18 protein-coding genes and 1 pseudogene are annotated in these 16,138 nt (G+C 45.9%); 15 read left to right on the plus strand and 4 right to left on the minus strand.

The annotated features are described in order from the left end of the window. Nucleotides 1–151 precede the first annotated feature (151 nt). The 6 genes and pseudogenes from ACQ4M5_RS40735 to ACQ4M5_RS40760 form a co-directional block, all read left to right on the plus strand. Nucleotides 152–676 carry a nuclear transport factor 2 family protein gene (locus ACQ4M5_RS40735; protein WP_430681509.1) on the plus strand — a complete coding sequence of 175 codons (525 nt, stop codon included), beginning with the start codon at nt 152–154 and terminating at the stop codon, nt 674–676. A gap of 15 nt (nt 677–691) precedes the next feature. Then, nucleotides 692–1,075 (plus strand): nuclear transport factor 2 family protein, encoded by a 384-nt coding sequence (locus ACQ4M5_RS40740; RefSeq protein ID WP_430681510.1) that lies wholly within the window; start codon nt 692–694, stop codon nt 1,073–1,075. Nucleotides 1,076–1,412: 337 nt separating this feature from the next. Next, nucleotides 1,413–1,772, plus strand: a complete 360-nt coding sequence (locus tag ACQ4M5_RS40745) for a hypothetical protein (protein ID WP_430681511.1) — start codon at nt 1,413–1,415, stop codon at nt 1,770–1,772. Nucleotides 1,773–1,853: 81 nt separating this feature from the next. After that, nucleotides 1,854–2,456 carry a Crp/Fnr family transcriptional regulator gene (locus ACQ4M5_RS40750; protein WP_430681512.1) on the plus strand — a complete coding sequence of 201 codons (603 nt, stop codon included), beginning with the start codon at nt 1,854–1,856 and terminating at the stop codon, nt 2,454–2,456. A 111-nt stretch (nt 2,457–2,567) separates the two neighbouring features. Continuing rightward, nucleotides 2,568–3,386 (plus strand): helix-turn-helix transcriptional regulator, encoded by an 819-nt coding sequence (locus ACQ4M5_RS40755; RefSeq protein ID WP_430681513.1) that lies wholly within the window; start codon nt 2,568–2,570, stop codon nt 3,384–3,386. 9 nt (nt 3,387–3,395) lie between these two features. Beyond that, nucleotides 3,396–3,467 (plus strand): annotated as a pseudogene (locus ACQ4M5_RS40760) (hypothetical protein); the annotation flags it as partial. Nucleotides 3,468–3,470: 3 nt separating this feature from the next. Here ACQ4M5_RS40760 and ACQ4M5_RS40765 read toward each other — a convergent pair. Then, entirely contained in the window at nt 3,471–3,842 is a 372-nt protein-coding gene (locus tag ACQ4M5_RS40765) for an SDR family oxidoreductase (RefSeq protein ID WP_430681514.1), read from the minus strand. Further along, nucleotides 3,839–4,168, minus strand: coding sequence for an SDR family NAD(P)-dependent oxidoreductase (locus ACQ4M5_RS40770; protein ID WP_430681515.1), 330 nt, complete (start codon nt 4,166–4,168; stop codon nt 3,839–3,841). The genes ACQ4M5_RS40765 and ACQ4M5_RS40770 overlap by 4 nt, the downstream gene beginning before the upstream one ends. A gap of 438 nt (nt 4,169–4,606) precedes the next feature. Between ACQ4M5_RS40770 and ACQ4M5_RS40775 the strand changes: the two genes are divergently transcribed. The 6 genes from ACQ4M5_RS40775 (at nt 4,607) to ACQ4M5_RS40800 (ending at nt 10,258) form a co-directional block, all read left to right on the plus strand. Then, complete coding sequence (locus ACQ4M5_RS40775) at nt 4,607–6,028, plus strand: sensor histidine kinase (protein ID WP_430681516.1); 1,422 nt, start codon at nt 4,607–4,609, stop codon at nt 6,026–6,028. Nucleotides 6,029–6,129: 101 nt separating this feature from the next. Next, nucleotides 6,130–6,666: a thioredoxin domain-containing protein gene (locus tag ACQ4M5_RS40780; RefSeq protein ID WP_430681517.1), complete on the plus strand. Its 537-nt coding sequence runs from the start codon at nt 6,130–6,132 to the stop codon at nt 6,664–6,666. Between the two features lie 43 nt (nt 6,667–6,709). After that, the gene (locus ACQ4M5_RS40785) at nt 6,710–7,024 is read left to right on the plus strand and encodes a thioredoxin family protein (protein ID WP_430681518.1); all 315 of its coding nucleotides are present in this window, start codon (nt 6,710–6,712) and stop codon (nt 7,022–7,024) included. Between the two features lie 102 nt (nt 7,025–7,126). Beyond that, nucleotides 7,127–7,999: a cytochrome c biogenesis protein CcdA gene (locus ACQ4M5_RS40790; protein ID WP_430681519.1), complete on the plus strand. Its 873-nt coding sequence runs from the start codon at nt 7,127–7,129 to the stop codon at nt 7,997–7,999. Nucleotides 8,000–8,120: 121 nt separating this feature from the next. Continuing rightward, nucleotides 8,121–9,587: a sensor histidine kinase gene (locus ACQ4M5_RS40795; protein ID WP_430681520.1), complete on the plus strand. Its 1,467-nt coding sequence runs from the start codon at nt 8,121–8,123 to the stop codon at nt 9,585–9,587. Then, entirely contained in the window at nt 9,584–10,258 is a 675-nt protein-coding gene (locus tag ACQ4M5_RS40800) for a response regulator transcription factor (protein ID WP_430681521.1), read from the plus strand. The genes ACQ4M5_RS40795 and ACQ4M5_RS40800 overlap by 4 nt, the downstream gene beginning before the upstream one ends. Nucleotides 10,259–10,433: 175 nt before the next feature. Here ACQ4M5_RS40800 and ACQ4M5_RS40805 read toward each other — a convergent pair whose 3' ends face one another. After that, nucleotides 10,434–10,988, minus strand: coding sequence for a PadR family transcriptional regulator (locus ACQ4M5_RS40805; protein WP_430681522.1), 555 nt, complete (start codon nt 10,986–10,988; stop codon nt 10,434–10,436). A gap of 189 nt (nt 10,989–11,177) precedes the next feature. Here ACQ4M5_RS40805 and ACQ4M5_RS40810 point away from each other — a divergent pair, with 189 nt between their 5' ends. Together ACQ4M5_RS40810 and devC are read left to right on the plus strand one after the other, a co-directional pair. Beyond that, a complete protein-coding gene (locus ACQ4M5_RS40810) occupies nt 11,178–12,356 on the plus strand; it encodes an ABC exporter membrane fusion protein (protein WP_430681523.1) in 1,179 nt (392 codons plus the stop codon). A 218-nt stretch (nt 12,357–12,574) separates the two neighbouring features. Further along, complete coding sequence (gene devC / locus ACQ4M5_RS40815; RefSeq protein ID WP_430681524.1) at nt 12,575–13,732, plus strand: ABC transporter permease DevC; 1,158 nt, start codon at nt 12,575–12,577, stop codon at nt 13,730–13,732. A 7-nt stretch (nt 13,733–13,739) separates the two neighbouring features. On the opposite strand, the gene ACQ4M5_RS40820 is transcribed toward devC, so the two are convergent. Continuing rightward, entirely contained in the window at nt 13,740–14,861 is a 1,122-nt protein-coding gene (locus ACQ4M5_RS40820) for a vWA domain-containing protein (protein ID WP_430681525.1), read from the minus strand. 66 nt (nt 14,862–14,927) lie between these two features. Here ACQ4M5_RS40820 and ACQ4M5_RS40825 point away from each other — a divergent pair, with 66 nt between their 5' ends. Continuing rightward, nucleotides 14,928–16,010 carry a hypothetical protein gene (locus ACQ4M5_RS40825; protein WP_430681526.1) on the plus strand — a complete coding sequence of 361 codons (1,083 nt, stop codon included), beginning with the start codon at nt 14,928–14,930 and terminating at the stop codon, nt 16,008–16,010. The last annotated feature ends 128 nt before the right edge of the window (nt 16,011–16,138 follow it).

Genomic DNA, 16,138 nt, shown 5'->3' on the forward strand with positions numbered 1-16,138 from the left:
ATAGTAAAATCAGATGCAAGGTTTTTGCACGGTTTATAGTGCTTTATCTTGCATTTTATCAGCAATTTATCCCGCTGAAATTCAGTCCTAGAAAGCTTCTTAGACTTCCTCAGCAAGCCCTAGTTAATTCCTTGAAAATTGGAGTGAACCGATGAATAGAAAGACGTGGTTGGATCGTCGATCGATTGTGAAAGGTGGATTGGCTTTATTAGGATTCGGCGCAACAATGGGTTGCACAAATTTGGGCAAAGCTACTCAAGCAAAGACGAAACGAACGAATCAAGAAGCTGTAGAAGCTTACTTCAGGGCACTGGAAACCGGACAATTTGAAGTGCTGCGAGAAATCTTTGCCCAAGATGCTCGACAAGTCATGCCTTATGCCTTTGGCAACTTTCCGAAAAGCTTTGATGGGCGAGAAGGAATCTACAAGCAATATAGTTCATTGCCGAAACTGTTTAGTAAGATGTCCTTTCCGCGCACTATCTATCCTACTGAAAATCCCAATGTACTATTTGTCCAATTCCGGGGTGATATCGAGATCCGGGCGGGTGGGCGCTATCAAAATGACTATGTTGGAATCTTCCGGTTTAAGGATGGATTGATTCAGGAGTATACCGAGTACTTTAATCCGATTCTCGTTTCCCAAGCTTTTAACGTACCCATTAACAATACCTAAAAACTTTAGCGCCAGATGACCTCGATGGATAATGCACTATGGGCAAAGCAATTCTTTGCGATCGTGGATTCTCGCCAACCTGATGCGATCGTCCGCTTTATGCACCCAGATGTTCGACTGCAAATGGGCAATGCGTCTGCGCTCGTGGGCATTCCTGCGATTCATGCAGCTTTCACCCAAGCGGCTCAACGCTTCAGTGCGATCGAGCATGATTTACAAGGCATCTGGCAGGGAACCTGGGAAAAAGGAGACGTGGTGAGTGTAGAAGCGATCGTGACCTACACTTTTCCAAACAGCAAAATAGTCACGTTGCCCTGTACAAGTACTCTGCGCTTGCAAGACAGCAAAATTGCGGACTACCGCATCTTTATCGACCCTGCTCCTGCCTTTGCCGATTAACTATGCTGGATGGAGTGCAAGATTACTCTTGGCGGAGCGATTTGCCTAAAACAAGTTAGGTAAATGAAGCTATTGTTCAGTGAATCTCAGCGCGGGACAGTAGGCTTCTTGCGTGGATGCCTGGGCGAATTCCATTCGGTGGGCATTTCGGATTCACGCAAGAAGTCTAGTGTTCTTGATGCAGCAGAGCAGCGAGCAGTTATTTAGCTTGATTGAGCCATTGATCCATGAAAAAACTTTCATAGTTCATTCATTTGGCATTCACGCCCAACGCCGAAAGTAGGAGTGTAAGGCAAACGAACCTTACAACACACCCTAACTCTTTCGGAGGTCTACTATGAAACGCATCATTCTTTCTGCTCTGTCTGTTCTCGCTATTTCTGGTTTTGTGGCTCCTGCTGCGTTTGCTGAATCATCGATCGAACAGAAAACAGCCGTCGTTTCTTCCACACTGAATCGTTCGACTTTGGTACAACTCACACCAAATGGCTTGGTATCGTCCGCTTTTCGGGGCAGCTACATCAATCAAGGCATTCCGAGTTCTGCTCAATTGCATCATGCTTATGTAACCGGGCGAGTTACGGCTGAAGGTTTGGTGAGAGTCGCGATCGCACAAGGACAACTTTCGCCCGATACGCTCTCCGATTCAGGTTTCATCCGCACTGTGGAAACCAAACTCTCATCGCTCGACGACTAATCGATTGAAGTGTTGATAGAGATGTTCTGCGGGAATGTCTCTATCGATCCTCGAAGTTTTCAATGAATTTCCGAAGCATCCATGATCGAACAACTGTCTACAGAATTGCAAACGTTACTCAACTGGCAAACAGTTCCGCAAGGGCAAGTCATTTTTCGCGAAGGCGAACCTGCTGACTTGCTCTATTTTCTCGATAGTGGACAAGTAAGACTGCTGCACTATACCAGCGCAGGAAAGGCAGTAGACCATTATCGAATCGAAGCAGGAGAATTCTTTTCGGAAGTAGTGCTGTTCTTAGATAACTATGCGTGTACTGCGATCGCTGAACGTCGATCTCGAATTGCAGCCATTCCAACTACTGCATTTCTAGCAGAACTACGTCGAAACAGTGAACTATCGGCAAGGTCAATGTCACAAATGGCACGACGGCTGCACATTACGAAAATTATTCTGGAGTTGAGAAGTCTGAGATCGGCGCGGGAACGGGTGCTGCGCTACTTGCAAAACATGATTCCGCTTGTGGGTGAACCAGAGCGATCGCGGATTCAGTTGACTCGCTCTTTTCGATCGATTGCAGGCGATTTGGGGATCAGCCCAGAGGTATTTTCGCGAACGCTGAGGCAACTTCAGGACGAAGGCGTAATCGATCGAGTAAATCGAACTATCACACTCCGAGAATCTTAGAATTTTCCAAAAAAAACTTCTCTATCTTGATTTGAATCAAGGTTTTTCTGCGTCAGTTGGGATAATGTAGAACAATGCCTGAAAGATTTCAGCATCAATGGAGTGAAGTCGATGGATAGCATTGTGTCTCAGCAATCCTCAGCTACTTGGTCGGAGATTGTGCCCCAAGACTGGATTCAGGAGAGCAGAACGATCAGCGATCGAGGATTGGTGGTTAGGCATGAATTCCAGGCTTCTAGCGAAGTGGATGTCTCGAACGGTTGTGCAGATGACATGTTAGCGTTCCACTTTAATAGAAATTTGCGCCAGGTTACTCGCATTGATGGGCATGAGTACGATGGCGCACTGTCGCCAGGAAGCATCTTTTTGCTGCCTGCTCAAGTGCCTGCATTCTGCTACTGGGAATGTGAGCAAGCAGATGAAACCGCTAGTTTTTACATTGATCCCCAGCAGCTTCAGCAAGTCGCAGCCGAGAATGATTGTTTGTATCCAGAGCGCATCGAATTGCGTCCAATTTTGCATACTTACGATAATCAACTTGCCGCGATCGCGACCGCTTTTCGTAGTGAAATGTACAGCAATAGTCTTGGTGGCAAACTCTATACAGAATCCCTTGCGAACCAATTCTTAATTCATTTACTCCGTAACTATTGCACTCAGACACCAACTCTACGATCGTTTAGTGATGGTTTATCGTACACTCAGCTTCAAACCGCGATCGACTTTATCAACGACCATCTGAGCGGTGACTTCAAACTACAGGACGCAGCTAATCAGTTAGGCATGAGTCAATATTATTTTTGTCGATTGTTCAAACAGTCGATGGGAATCGCACCCTATCAGTATGTGCTGCAACAACGAATTGAAACTGCTAAACGGTTATTGATCAAACAACCCGATAAAGCGATCGCTCAAATTGCTCTAGACTGAGGCTTCACGAGTCAAAGCCAGATGACACAGCATTTTCGTAAAATCACAGGCACGACCCCAAAAGCATACCGCAGAAACTAAGAATTACTGCGCTGTGAATCCACCATCGATCGGTAACGTGTGTTCTGTAATAAAAGACGATTGATCTGAACACAGCCATACGATCGCGTTTGCAACGTCCTGCGGTTTTACCGATCGTCCTATCGGCATCAGGTCAAAATTGGGACTAGGAGCAACGGCATTCACGCGAATTCCTTGTTGAGCATAATCGAGTGCTGCCGCTTTGGTCAGTCCTGTGACTGCGTGTTTAGTGCTGACATAGATCGCATCGTTAACACTGCCCGTTAACCCAAAAATTGAACTATGATTCACGATCGCGCCGCCCTCACCTTTCAACATCTGCTCAATCTCATACTTAAGACAAAGCCACAGCCCATTGAGATTGTGATCAATCACACCAAGACTTCAAATTCTTCTTGTTCTGCAAGGGGCACCCGTGACGCATTCAGGCAAGTATTGTTAAACGCAACATCGAGCCGACCAAAAACAGTCGCAATTTTCGCCACAAGCGCCCTGACTGTTCTTGCTACCGTGACATCAGTGGGATGAAATAGAACCTGTGCCCCCGTCGATCGAATCGTCGCGATCGTGCAGATCCAAGGATCAATCTCATAATCGCCAATTACCACGCTTGCGCCTGCAACTGACATCGCGATCGCAGTCGCTTGTCCAATCTCCGTCGCGTTTCCAGCAATTAGCGCTACTTTTCCTTCTAACAACACAGCAGACCCCTCGATCGCACAGAACTATTCTGAACCTAGCGAATACTGAGATGTGTGTCTTCTCGATTTTTGCTAAATTTATCTGATTCTTGCAAATGATGGATTCACCACAAGATTCAGCTAAAACACGGCAACAATCGAAAAGATGTTTCCTGAAAAGGTCGGCTAGGGTTGAACTAGCATTCTTCTATAGCAGTCCTAAATTAGTCGTGAATGCAAGATTGATCGTGCCCCCTAAATCCCCCAAATTTGGGGGACTTTGAACTCTGAATCTGCTTAGAATTGGAGCAATTTTTCTGGCTCAAAGTCCCCCAGAATGGGGAATTTAGGGGGCTTTAGAAGCGTTCACAACTCACATAGGATTGCTATAGCATTGATTGTATTTCAGTCAGGTCAAAGTTTTGCTAGTTGTTTTATCACTTATGGAGATTAGATCCTGTGGCTGGTCTTCTTCAATCCCTTTATGCTTTATTCCGATCGCGGTTATCCCAGCGCATTGTGCTTTGGGTGTTTATTAGTATTTTAGTCGCTGAGATTCTGCTACTCATTGTCTCACTTAACCTCCGTCAACAAGAGCTACTCGGTCAACTCAGAACTATTACGATCGACAAAGCAGTTGAGCTAGTTCGTACAATTGATTCGGCAGACTTCAAGATTGAACAAATCCAGAAGCTCTCGGTTGATTCTCACATTATTGGCGGAGTGCTATATCAAGCAGACGGAACAATGATTCGTCAATTTGGTGAAGCGCCACAGCTTTTGTTTAAGAACTACCAGCAAAATACGATCGATATCTACAGCCCGATCGAGGCGAGATATGACGAAGCGATCGCTCTGAAAGCATCAAACAATGTATTGATTTTGCGGCATGATGTCACATCAGTGCGATACGAGATGTTGCATACTTCTCAGCAGTTTGCCGGAACAGTTTTTCTAATTGGGGCGTTTGTCACGATCGCAACCATGATTGGCTTAGAACGAATTTTGATTACACCAATTCTCACGCTTAGAAGCGATTTATTAAAAGCGGGAACAGCGATCGCTCAAGATCAAGAATCACCAGAATTTGAAGTAGTACAACTGCAACGACAGGACGAATTAGGTGAGGTGATTGCTGCATTCTTTCAGATGCACCAAAATGTGATGCAAGCAATTTCAACTCGAAAGCAAGCAGAACAAACAATGACTCGACTTGCAGAAATTGGTGAGTTGACTGCCATGATTGTTCACGAAATCCGCAATCCCTTGACGACGATTTTTCTAGAACTGCGAGACTTGCAACAACTCGATCGCTCTGAAACAACTCAAGCTCGATTAGCGATCGTTCTAGAAGAAGCTGAACGACTCAAGAAATTGCTAAACGAAATTCTGCTCTACAGCAAGTCTCAACGCTTGAAGTTAGCACAACTCGAAATCAATCAATGGATAGAAGAAATCTTTCCGTTGATCGAGCCGATTCCACTGCGGCAAGGGCAATCTCTCAAATTTATTCCAGCAGCGTCGTCCTGCATGATTCTAGGAGATAGCAATCGTCTCAAGCAAGTCATGATCAATTTGATTAGCAACGCGAGTGAAGCGATCGAACCTGGCGATCAAATTACTTGTTCCGTCATTCCCTCGCCTTCCTACGTTTGTATTCAAGTTCACAATCGGGGGCAACCGATTCCACCGGATGAACTCTCGAAGTTAACTCAGCCTTTTTACACGACGAAGCCTTGCGGGACAGGATTAGGATTAGCGATCGTCAAACGAATCATTGAAGCGCACAACGGCGAGTTAAAGATCCAGTCAGATGCAATTTCAGGAACAACGATAACCATACATCTACCCCAATTTAAGCAAACTCAGGCAGAATCATGAATTTTTTTTCATGGTTTTTTCATTTAGGCATCATGTAGCTCGACGAAATTAGTAACTGTAAGGCAAACGAAACCTTAGATCTACTAATTCTGGAGGAAATCATGAGAAATCATTTCAAGTCAATTCTACTAATGGGTATCAGTGTCGTAGGGGTCGCATCTGTGGCGGGGTACTCTTTCCTGTCTAATGCTGGACAACGTGCGACAGACAGCACTCAAGTTTCTCAAACAATGGAAACCTCTGACAATCGATCTGCCACGGTTGCTCAAGCTTCAAATAATAAACTCGCGGCTCAACTGCAAGGCAAACCCACGATCGTTAAAATCTACGCGGATTGGTGTCCAGCTTGCCAACGTCTCCGACCCGTGACCGAATCATTGCAGCAGCAGTTCAATGGTCGAGCAAATTTCGTCATCTTTGATGTCACGAACCGTTCCACAACCCAAGCCGCAGAAGCGAGAGCCAGAGAATTAGGGTTAAGCGATTTTCTCGCAGCCCATCGTGGTCAAACCTCAGCAGTTGCCATCATCAATCCGAGTAACGGTCAAGTTCTGACTCAGTTTCGCTACAACTTCAACCAGCAAGACTATGTGAATGGCATTGAAAGAGCGATCGAGCGTGTCAGTGCTCGTTCCTAGTGTGTCGTCCTTAACCTTCCCTTTCAAATCAACGGAGCCTATCATGATTCAAACATCACAGTCTGCATTGTCCTTACTTCAACAACAATCTGAAAAACCGATCCTGGCGAAATTTGTTGCTCCGCATTGTGGCGGTTGTAACACGCTCAAACCTGTTTTAGAGCAACTGGCACGAACCCACGCGGAGCAGTTACATCTGATCGAAATTGACATTACTGAAGAACCAGAATTAGCGATCGAACTCGATGTCCGCAGCGTTCCCACAGTTGTCTTGTTCCAGCAAGAACAAGAGATTGGAAGATTGGTGGGCTTGCAACCGAAGCAGCATTACACGAACTTAGTGCAGCAGGTTGTTTAAGTGAATCATTCGGGCGAAGCATTGGAGCAATGTTCTTCTCAGCACTGCTTCGCCCCCACTGACTGAATTTTGCCAATTCCATATCTATCAGGAGAAACCGCCATGACATCTCAACGTACTCCGAATTCGTCCTTAACAGTAGACCCGATGCCCCCAAAGAAACCGCGTAAATTGCCCTTCACATCCAAGGCGCTCTTTTATAGCGGACTGTTTCTTGGTGCGATCGCGCTTGCTTTCATTGCTCCACATCTTTCTGGCTTGTATCTCTATCTCACTGAGCTAGTCGGACACATTCAAGCACCTTATCAGCAATGGTTAGAACAGCAAAATCTGAGTAATCCAATCGTTCTTGTGCCTTTAGCATTCGTGGGTGGATTGATTGCAAGTATCTCGCCTTGTATTCTGTCCTTACTGCCTGTCAATCTTAGCTATATTGGAACGCTTAAAATTACCTCGCGTCGAGCCGCATTTAATAAAGCTGGATTGTTCGTTTTGGGTGTAGTTACTGTGTTCAGCTTGTTCGGATTGTTCGCGTCATTTGCAGCCGCAGTTCTTGTTGATTATCGAGGATACTTCAACGTTGTAGTTGGGCCAATTATTTTGGTAATGGGACTAAGTTTTGCGGGAATCATTCATCTGCCTTTGCCGCAACCGAAAGCGTCTGTATCAGCAGCAGGACCTTATGGTATTGGACTAACATTTGCGCTGGTCAGTTCTCCTTGCTCTAGTCCTGTGCTATTTGCGGTGATTGCGGCAGCAGCAGCAACAGGATCTCAGTTAATTAGCGTAGTCACGTTGATGAGTTATGGATTGGGTTACACTGCCGTTATCTTTTTTGCCAGCTTGTATGCGGGATTAGTGAAGCAAAGTCGCGTTATTCTAGGGAAATCAGATTGGGTAATTCGGGTTGGTAGTGCCGCATTAATGCTGGCAGGTGGATTCTATCTGATTACTGGGATTCACTGGTTTCTATGACAACGATCGAGCAAATTAAGGATGTGTACCCGGTTACGCATCCTTGACACGATGGCAGTGAGATAGTTTGCAACAAGCGCGGATTATGAGAAACAACAGTTTTAAACCGAAGCGGCTCCGAATGAAACAACTAAGAGAGTGGGGCGGCACATTTGCCGGAGTACGATCGCGCTTGCTCGTGTGGTACTTTCTCCTCACCCTTTGTATTACTCTCATTTCCGTCTGGGCGACCTTCAAGATTTTTTGCGAACTCGAACAGCATCAAGCTGGACAACGATTGCAGCGAAACATTAGCACGTTAGAACAGCGAATTGCTCAAACCAATCCATCTGAACTAACACCTAATGTTCTGGCTGATACACTGGAACAGTTTACGCAAAGTCAAGTGAACGACCCCAATGAATCTCTGATTATAGTTATAGAGAATCAACTCTACTTGGCTCGATCGACAAAATTACCGCCCGTTCTGCGTGAGAATCCTGACCAAATTCTGCAATGGGCACAAAGCACTACTCGATCTACTATGCAGGAAGATTACATTATTCGGGTCGTGCAGTCGATTCAAATTCCTGGACAGCGGAATGCGATCGTCGTGGGTCTGTGTGATGCGACTATACGCTATCAAATGGGCGAAACAACCTTAGCGATCGTTGTTCAAGTCACGATCGCAATGATGATTTTGTTTGGCGCGATCGCATGGTTCACAGCAGGACGAATTCTTGCTCCGTTGCGTCAACTAAGCGAAACTGCTCAGATGATCACAGAAACCGACCTGTCAAAGCGCATGAGTGTTCAAGGAACCGATGAGATTGCGGATCTAACGCTCACCTTTAATCAAATGCTCGATCGCTTGCAAGCTGCTTTCACCAGTCAACAAGAATTTATCAAAGATGTCAGTCACGAACTCCGAACACCAATCACGATTATTCAGGGACACTTAGAACTCTTGGGCGATGATCCCGAAGAACGCCAAGCGACCGTTGCTCTAGTGCGCGATGAACTAAAACGGATGAATCGCTTTGTGAATGACTTACTCTTGTTGATGCGTGCCGAACGTCCTAACTTCCTACGTCCCAGTGCTGTTGATCTCGACTCTTTTACTCAGGAACTGTTTGCCAAAGCGCGAGGGTTAGCTCCTCGGAACTGGAAACTAGAAGCGATCGGTAGAGGAGAAATTGTCTGCGATCGTCAACGTCTCACGCAGGTGATGATGAATTTGGCTCAGAATGCGACACAATACACACAGACCGGAGACACGATCGCGATCGGTTCTGCAATGATTAATGGCACTGTTCAGTTTTGGGTGCGCGATACCGGAGAAGGGGTTTCTCTCGAAGATCAAGAGCGCATCTTCGATCGCTTTACTCGTGGGTCAGACAGTGAACGACGATCGGAAGGAGCAGGCTTAGGACTCTCGATCGTACAAGCTCTGATTAAAGCGCATGGTGGAACGATCGAACTCTTTAGTCGTTTAGGAGAAGGAGCAACTTTTACTGTCATCTTGCCGCAGCAACGTCTCGATACGAGTCTTCCAGTCCGACCGATTGTTCCGATTCGACAGCCCTTATCGCCCAAGAAAATGCCATGAATCGATTGTTAATTGCTGAAGACGAAGCTCGGATTGCTGCGTTTCTCGAAAAAGGCTTTCGTGCAAGCGGATTCACAACCACGATCGCGAAAAATGGACTCGAAGCGATCGCAATGGCTCGGAGTGATGCTTTTGATCTACTAATTCTAGATCTAGGACTTCCGGGTAAAGATGGTTGGCAAGTACTAGAGGAAGTGCGCGGACGAGGAGAGCGATTGCGAATTATTATCCTCACCGCTCAGGATGAAGTCGAAGATACGGTCACTGCTTTAGAAAGTGGTGCGAATGATTACGTGACTAAGCCGTTTGAGTTTAGTGAACTACTGGCAAGAGTGCGAGTTCAACTGCGAGATAATGTGATTGCTAACACCAAAAATAGCAAAGAAACAACGATTCAGGCGGGTGACATTGTTCTAGATTTACTAGCACGACAAGTCTGGTTGGGCACTCAACTGATTGAAATGTCTACGAAAGAATTCGCACTTGCGGAAATTTTCCTACGCCATCCGATGCAGGTCATGAGCCGTGAACAACTGTTGAACCGCGTCTGGGGCTATGACTATGATCCTGGTTCTAATATTGTAGATGCCTATGTGAAGCAACTCCGCAAGAAGTTAGGAAGTGACCTAATCGAAACGGTCAGAGGAGTTGGGTATCGATTACGAGCTTAGGATCGTGAATTGAATCAGTCCGGCGAATAGAATTCGCGACTAGATAGACAAAACCCGCCACTGCGGATTAAGAAACTGGCTGTTAGTCCGCGTGAGGCGGACTTCGTTTGTCTAGCTGCGAATTCTATTCGCTAGGCAAAGGTTCGGAGTTTATTAAATTCACATTCCTTAGTCTCTAGAAAGTATCGCTATTTTGAACGATCGCTGCGATCGTGTCTATCGCTTCATCACACCACTCGATCCAGTCCCGCTCATACCGAATGCCTCGTTTTAGTGCTAAGTATCGCAGTTGCAGACCAGTTGATAAAGGCTGTTCTTGATAGCAGTCGCGCTCGATTTGCTCATAGCGTTGCAGCACTTCTGAATGTAACCATCGATGTCGATCGACTTCATCCCGCAATACTTGGAGCGAAACCAATTCTCCTGCCATCATTTTCAGCAACAATTCCTCACGCACCACAGCAGGATCGCAGGGTTGTAGCATCCACGACTTTAAGAATTGCTTGCCTGCTTCGGTAATCGAATAGAGTTTTTTATCAAACACTCCCTCACGAGGAACAACTTCACTCGCAATCAATCCTTGGCTTTCTAATTTTGTCAAATCGCGATACACCTGCTGTTGAGAAGCTTTCCAGAACTGAGCAAAATCCGCATTGAACTTTTTCGCGAGATCATAGCCGCTTGCAGGTTGCTTAATCAGAAATGCCAGAATTGCGTGAGTCAGAGCCATCGAAAAAATTACGTTGACAGTTTTTGTAAACCTAGTCTACCCTAGATGACATACTCAACTAGATGAGTACAATTTGTTGAGTTCATCTCCAAGCTCTATCACCTGTGTTCGTTGTTGCTCACATCGAGGAGCGATCGCTGTAGTATTTCAGCCATCTATTCTCTGTATCTGGTGTTTAGGAATTTGACTATGGCACAAAAACCATTGCAGGTGTTTTCTAATCTGCGATCGACTATCGCGATCGGACTCACTTCAGTCGCATTAATGGGCGGAGGCGTTCTCTATTTCACGCGATTTCAGCGATCGCAACCGCCAGCAGAAACTCCTCGATCGAGCATTACAACCATCAACGCACTCGGACGGATTGAGCCAGATGGAGAAGTGATTCGAGTCTCTGCTCCAGCAATGTCAGGAACCGGAAGCCGCATCAAGGAACTCTTCGTCTCTGAAGGCGATCGAGTTCAAGCAGGTCAAGTGATTGCCATTTTAGATTCACGCGATCGTTTAGCAGCAAGTCTACGAGAAGCTGAAACTCAAGTCTCGATCGCTCAAGCTCGTTTAGCTCAAGTCCGCTCTGGAGCAAGACAAGGTGAAATTTCAGCCCGTCAAGCAGCAGTGAATCGAGCAGAAGCAGAACTTAAAGGAGCCGTGCAAACTCAGCAAGCCACGATCAAACGACTGAATGCTGCTCTACAGAATGCGGAAGTCGAGTATCGTCGGCATGTCGCACTTTACCAACAAGGTGCAATTTCTGCCTCTCTGCTTGATAGTCGAAGACTTGCTCAGCAAACGGCTCAACAACAATTAAATGAAGCAAAAGCAACATTCGAGCAAACCCAACGGACTTTAGCAGCCAGTACTGAGGAAGCGAAAGCAACTGTTACTCAAGTGGCAGAAATTCGTCCAACCGATATTGTTGCCGCACAAGCTGAAGTGAATGGCGCGATCGCAACGCTTCAGCGAGTCAGAACTGAATTAGATCTTGCTTATATTCGTGCTCCCAAAGCAGGTCGAATCTTACGAGTTCACGCCCGAACAGGCGAAACTGTTGGAACAAATGGTATTGCTGAGTTTGGACAGACTGAGCAAATGTACATTACGGCTGAAGTTTATGAAAGTGATATTCGCAAGATTAAAGCAGGTCAATCGGCAACCATTACCAGTCCGGGCAATACCTTCGAGGGACAGTTGAATGGAATTGTCGATCGTATTGGAGTTCAAGTTGCAAAACGTGATGTTTTAGATACTGATCCGACTGCTGCGACTGATGCCAGAGTGATCGAAGTAAAAATTCGTCTAGATCCCACTGCGAGTCAGGGTGTAAGTGGTCTAACGAATGCTCAAGTGAATGTTGCGATTACGCTCTAAGAGGGTGTATTGAAAAGCAATCGTTCATCGCATTCACCCGCCCGGAAATGAATCTCCGGGCTAATCAGGGGAAGCCCACTAAACTGGGCTAAGAACTCCGAATGATGCTCTGAGTCCGCTTCAGCGGGGTTTCCTCCATTAGCCCGGAGATTGATCTCCGGGCGAACTTGCAACGAAGCAAAGCCGCTTTTTATACTTTTCAAACATGCTCTAAAGCTATGTTCAATCGTAGAATTCCACTCGCTTGGAAACAATTAACTCGGCAGCGAGGACGCTTTTTGATCGCAGTGTTAGGAATTGCGTTCGCGGACATTTTGATGCTGATGCAACTCGGCTTTCAAGATGCCCTGTATGACAGTAATACTCGCTTACATCAGTTGTTACAAGCTGATCTCGTTTTGATTAGTCCAACTGCACGAAATCTTACTACACTGCAAACCTTTCCACGTCGGCGTTTGTTTCAAGCGACTAATCATTCAGCCGTACAAATTGCAGAACCGATGTACATTCGTCCAGGACTGTGGAAGAATCCGCAAACTCAGGAAGAAACTGCAATTCTGGTAATTGGCTATAATCCAGCACGATCGGCTTTCAACCTACCAGAAGTCAATCAGAATCTCAGCTTGTTGCGTTTTCCAGAGATGCTGGTGTTTGATCGAGCTTCACGCGGAAACTATCGAGATGCGATCGCACAAATCACGCAAGGCAACTCGGTCACAACTGAACTAGAAGGCAGACAAATCACACTTGCTGGACTCTACAAAGTTGGAGCTTCTTTTGGTCCAGACGGCAGTGTGATGACGAGCGATCAAAACTTTCTGCGAATCTTTCCCCGAACACAATCGGGCGAGGTGAGCTTAGGAAGAATTCTACTTAAACCTAGCTATGATGTAGCGATCGTTGCTCAGGAGCTAAAAGCACAACTATCGAGTGATGTTCAAGTTCTGACTAAAGCAGAGTTTATTCAGTTTGAAGCAGATTTTTGGCGACGCAATACTGCGATCGGGTTTATTTTCTCGCTCGGTGTTGGAATGGGTTTTATTGTTGGTATTATCATTGTCTATCAGATTCTCCACAGTGATGTGAATGATCACTTGTCAGAATATGCCACGCTCAAAGCAATGGGATACCGCGATCGCTATCTATTGCGCGTGGTGTTTGAAGAAGCGCTAATTCTCTCAATCTCAGGATTCATTCCAGGACATCTAATTTCGATCTTTTTGTACAGTTTGACGCAAAGTGCAACGAATCTACCGTTAGCAATGACGTTAACGCGAACCATGCAAGTTTTATTGTTAACGATCGCAATGTGTATGATTTCAGGCGCGATCGCAATTCGGAAACTGCGATCGGCTGATCCCGCAGATATCTTTTAATTGATGCTCATGCTGAAAATAAGCGCACCGCTTCGCCAAAGGGAAACTGCTCTAATGCTAATCCTCCAGCAGTCACCACCCACAATACCGGAAGTTCTGGAGCTTCAGGCGGAAAGTCGCCATATCCATCAGTAAGATACACACAGACGGCTTGAGATTGCCCATCCCATCGAGCATTCACTTTCTCAAAAAACGGCACAAAATCAGTTCCTCCACCACCTTGGGGTCGCGGCAAAGAATCGTCTGGCTTTAGTTCATACGGTCCATACGCATCTGCATCCACATAGTAAAGCTCACAAGTTAGATGCGGATACGAGTTCAAAATCCCGTACACTTCATTGAGAAATAAGCTCAGTTGTAGTTCATCGATCGAGCCACTCGTATCGACTGCCACATAAACCTGAACTGATTCGCCCTGCAAGCTTTCGAGATACAAGCCTCGTCCGATAAATCGTCGATCAAAGCCTGAAAAATCTGTCGGTGTTTGCACTAAATAACGCCAGAGATACGAGCGCCAATCTAACTGTGGTGAAGTTAACAATCCAAGTTCTCGATCGATTCCTGCTGGCAGGTTTCCTTGTTTTGTCGATCGAGCCATCACTGTTGCTTGTTGAAGTGCATTCCGCCAATGATTTTCTAATGCTGCTTTCTGAGATTGCGACAAACTATCACAGCTTCCCCCGCTTCCCTCACGCAGATCGGGCATCAAACAGCGACGACGTTTTACCTCTTTGAGCAATAGTTCGTAAATCTCTTCCACATTGAACTGTTCTAACTCTGCATCTCGGAGTGTTCCTGATGGCAATTCAAACACTTCCTGTGCTGCAATCATGCCATTGACTACAATATCCGCTGCAACATTCCATAGTTCTGGATCACGCACTCCTCGACGTAAGACGTGCATCAATGCAGCATGAAGCACTTCATGAAGTAGAACGCCATCTTGTTGAGCCGTGGGAAGCGATCGTAAAAATGTTTCATTAAAAAACACATCCTTCCCATCCGTTGCGGCAGTCGGACAGTTTGGATCTGGAATAAATCGAGCGAACAATGCCAATGTTGCGAAAAACGGCGATTTCATCCGCAATCGCAACAACGAAGCACTAATAACACTTTGGATATCATTCACAAGCAGAATCGGTTATAGTCAAAAACACGGGCATCTAACGCTATTGTTACTCATTCTTCAGCGATCATGTCTGAATTCCTAAATCCAGAGTTTGAAGCGCGTTTTACACTGGCACAGGCAGAAACTACCCCTCCCGAAGTTCTGGCGAAATTAGCGATCGACAATCACGCTAAAATTCGCAGAGCTGTCGCCCTGAATCCAAGTACCCCGATCGAGAGTTTACTCAAACTGGGCGAAGAGTTTCCGAATGAAATCATTGAAAATCCAGTCTTCTTTCTGCTCCTGCTCGAAGACCCAGAAAGCCAGTTTGTGCGGATCTCTTTAGCTCGAAGCACGACGACGGATGAGGAAAAACTCATTCAATTGTTCGAGGAAGACGATCAAGACATTCGCTGTGCGGTCGTGCAAAATCCAAATGCACCACTGTCTCTTTTAGTCAGATTTGTTCAGGAATGTTATCAAAGATACGATGATGGCTCTGGAACAGCTAAAAAGGTTGATCGAATTCTGCGTGGATTCATTCAAAATCCTGACACTGCTGCATCGATTCTCGAAGAACTTGCCTATCTGAGTGATTCAAATTTCACTGAAGCAATCTTACAGCATCCGAATGTCTCGGAAACCGCGATCGCGATTATTCATGCCATGCGAGGACAGCGCGGAATTCCCAGTGCAATTCTCGATCGGTTAGTCAATCATCAAAATCACTATGTACGATACATCATTCTTGCTCATCCTGACTTGACTCCAGAGCACCTATTAAAGCTTGCAGAAGATACAGGACTCTATTGGGATTTGCTCGATCGTCGAGAAACATTACCGACACTGGTAATTGATCGAATTGCTGAGAAAACCTTTGAGATATTAATGTCGTCTGCTCGCACGATCCATGCAGCAGAGATGATTGTGCTCTGGATTGCTCGACATCGTAATACCTCGATCGCACTCCTGCAAGCATTCGCTTTCAATCAACCAGATCACCTCTTTCAGCGATGGGGCGAACAACAGTTTCAGAACTTTCGTGCAGCAGTTGCTCGAAATCCGAGTACTCCTACTCTAATTCTCAGAAAATTGAGCCGTGACCCCAAAGCAGAAGTTCGTGATACAGCGAAAACGGCTCTACGATCGAGAAAATTGAGTGAGTCGTAACGGCTGGTTGACTGACAAAACTACAAAAACCTTTAACCTAAGCAGCTTTCGGAGATTTGGCACGACTCATTAAAGGAACAGTCGTACCTGGAGCATAAAATTGGAAAGTTGGAGCAGAGTGGGATCGA

The sequence above is a fragment of the Leptolyngbya sp. AN10 genome (genome assembly GCF_050565645.1).
Taxonomy (GTDB): Bacteria; Cyanobacteriota; Cyanobacteriia; order Leptolyngbyales; family Leptolyngbyaceae; genus Leptolyngbya.

Excerpts from the sequence above, each read along its gene's own strand:
- ACQ4M5_RS40735 (WP_430681509.1), top strand. The coding sequence starts at position 152 with ATGAATAGAAAGACGTGGTTGGATCGTCGATCGATTGTGAAAGGTGGA.
- ACQ4M5_RS40740 (WP_430681510.1), top strand. The coding sequence starts at position 692 with ATGACCTCGATGGATAATGCACTATGGGCAAAGCAATTCTTTGCGATC.
- ACQ4M5_RS40745 (WP_430681511.1), top strand. The coding sequence starts at position 1,413 with ATGAAACGCATCATTCTTTCTGCTCTGTCTGTTCTCGCTATTTCTGGT.
- ACQ4M5_RS40750 (WP_430681512.1), top strand. The coding sequence starts at position 1,854 with ATGATCGAACAACTGTCTACAGAATTGCAAACGTTACTCAACTGGCAA.
- ACQ4M5_RS40755 (WP_430681513.1), top strand. The coding sequence starts at position 2,568 with ATGGATAGCATTGTGTCTCAGCAATCCTCAGCTACTTGGTCGGAGATT.
- ACQ4M5_RS40780 (WP_430681517.1), top strand. The coding sequence starts at position 6,130 with ATGAGAAATCATTTCAAGTCAATTCTACTAATGGGTATCAGTGTCGTA.
- ACQ4M5_RS40785 (WP_430681518.1), top strand. The coding sequence starts at position 6,710 with ATGATTCAAACATCACAGTCTGCATTGTCCTTACTTCAACAACAATCT.
- ACQ4M5_RS40790 (WP_430681519.1), top strand. The coding sequence starts at position 7,127 with ATGACATCTCAACGTACTCCGAATTCGTCCTTAACAGTAGACCCGATG.
- ACQ4M5_RS40795 (WP_430681520.1), top strand. The coding sequence starts at position 8,121 with ATGAAACAACTAAGAGAGTGGGGCGGCACATTTGCCGGAGTACGATCG.
- ACQ4M5_RS40800 (WP_430681521.1), top strand. The coding sequence starts at position 9,584 with ATGAATCGATTGTTAATTGCTGAAGACGAAGCTCGGATTGCTGCGTTT.
- ACQ4M5_RS40805 (WP_430681522.1), bottom strand. The coding sequence starts at position 10,988 with ATGGCTCTGACTCACGCAATTCTGGCATTTCTGATTAAGCAACCTGCA.
- ACQ4M5_RS40810 (WP_430681523.1), top strand. The coding sequence starts at position 11,178 with ATGGCACAAAAACCATTGCAGGTGTTTTCTAATCTGCGATCGACTATC.
- devC (WP_430681524.1), top strand. The coding sequence starts at position 12,575 with ATGTTCAATCGTAGAATTCCACTCGCTTGGAAACAATTAACTCGGCAG.
- ACQ4M5_RS40825 (WP_430681526.1), top strand. The coding sequence starts at position 14,928 with ATGTCTGAATTCCTAAATCCAGAGTTTGAAGCGCGTTTTACACTGGCA.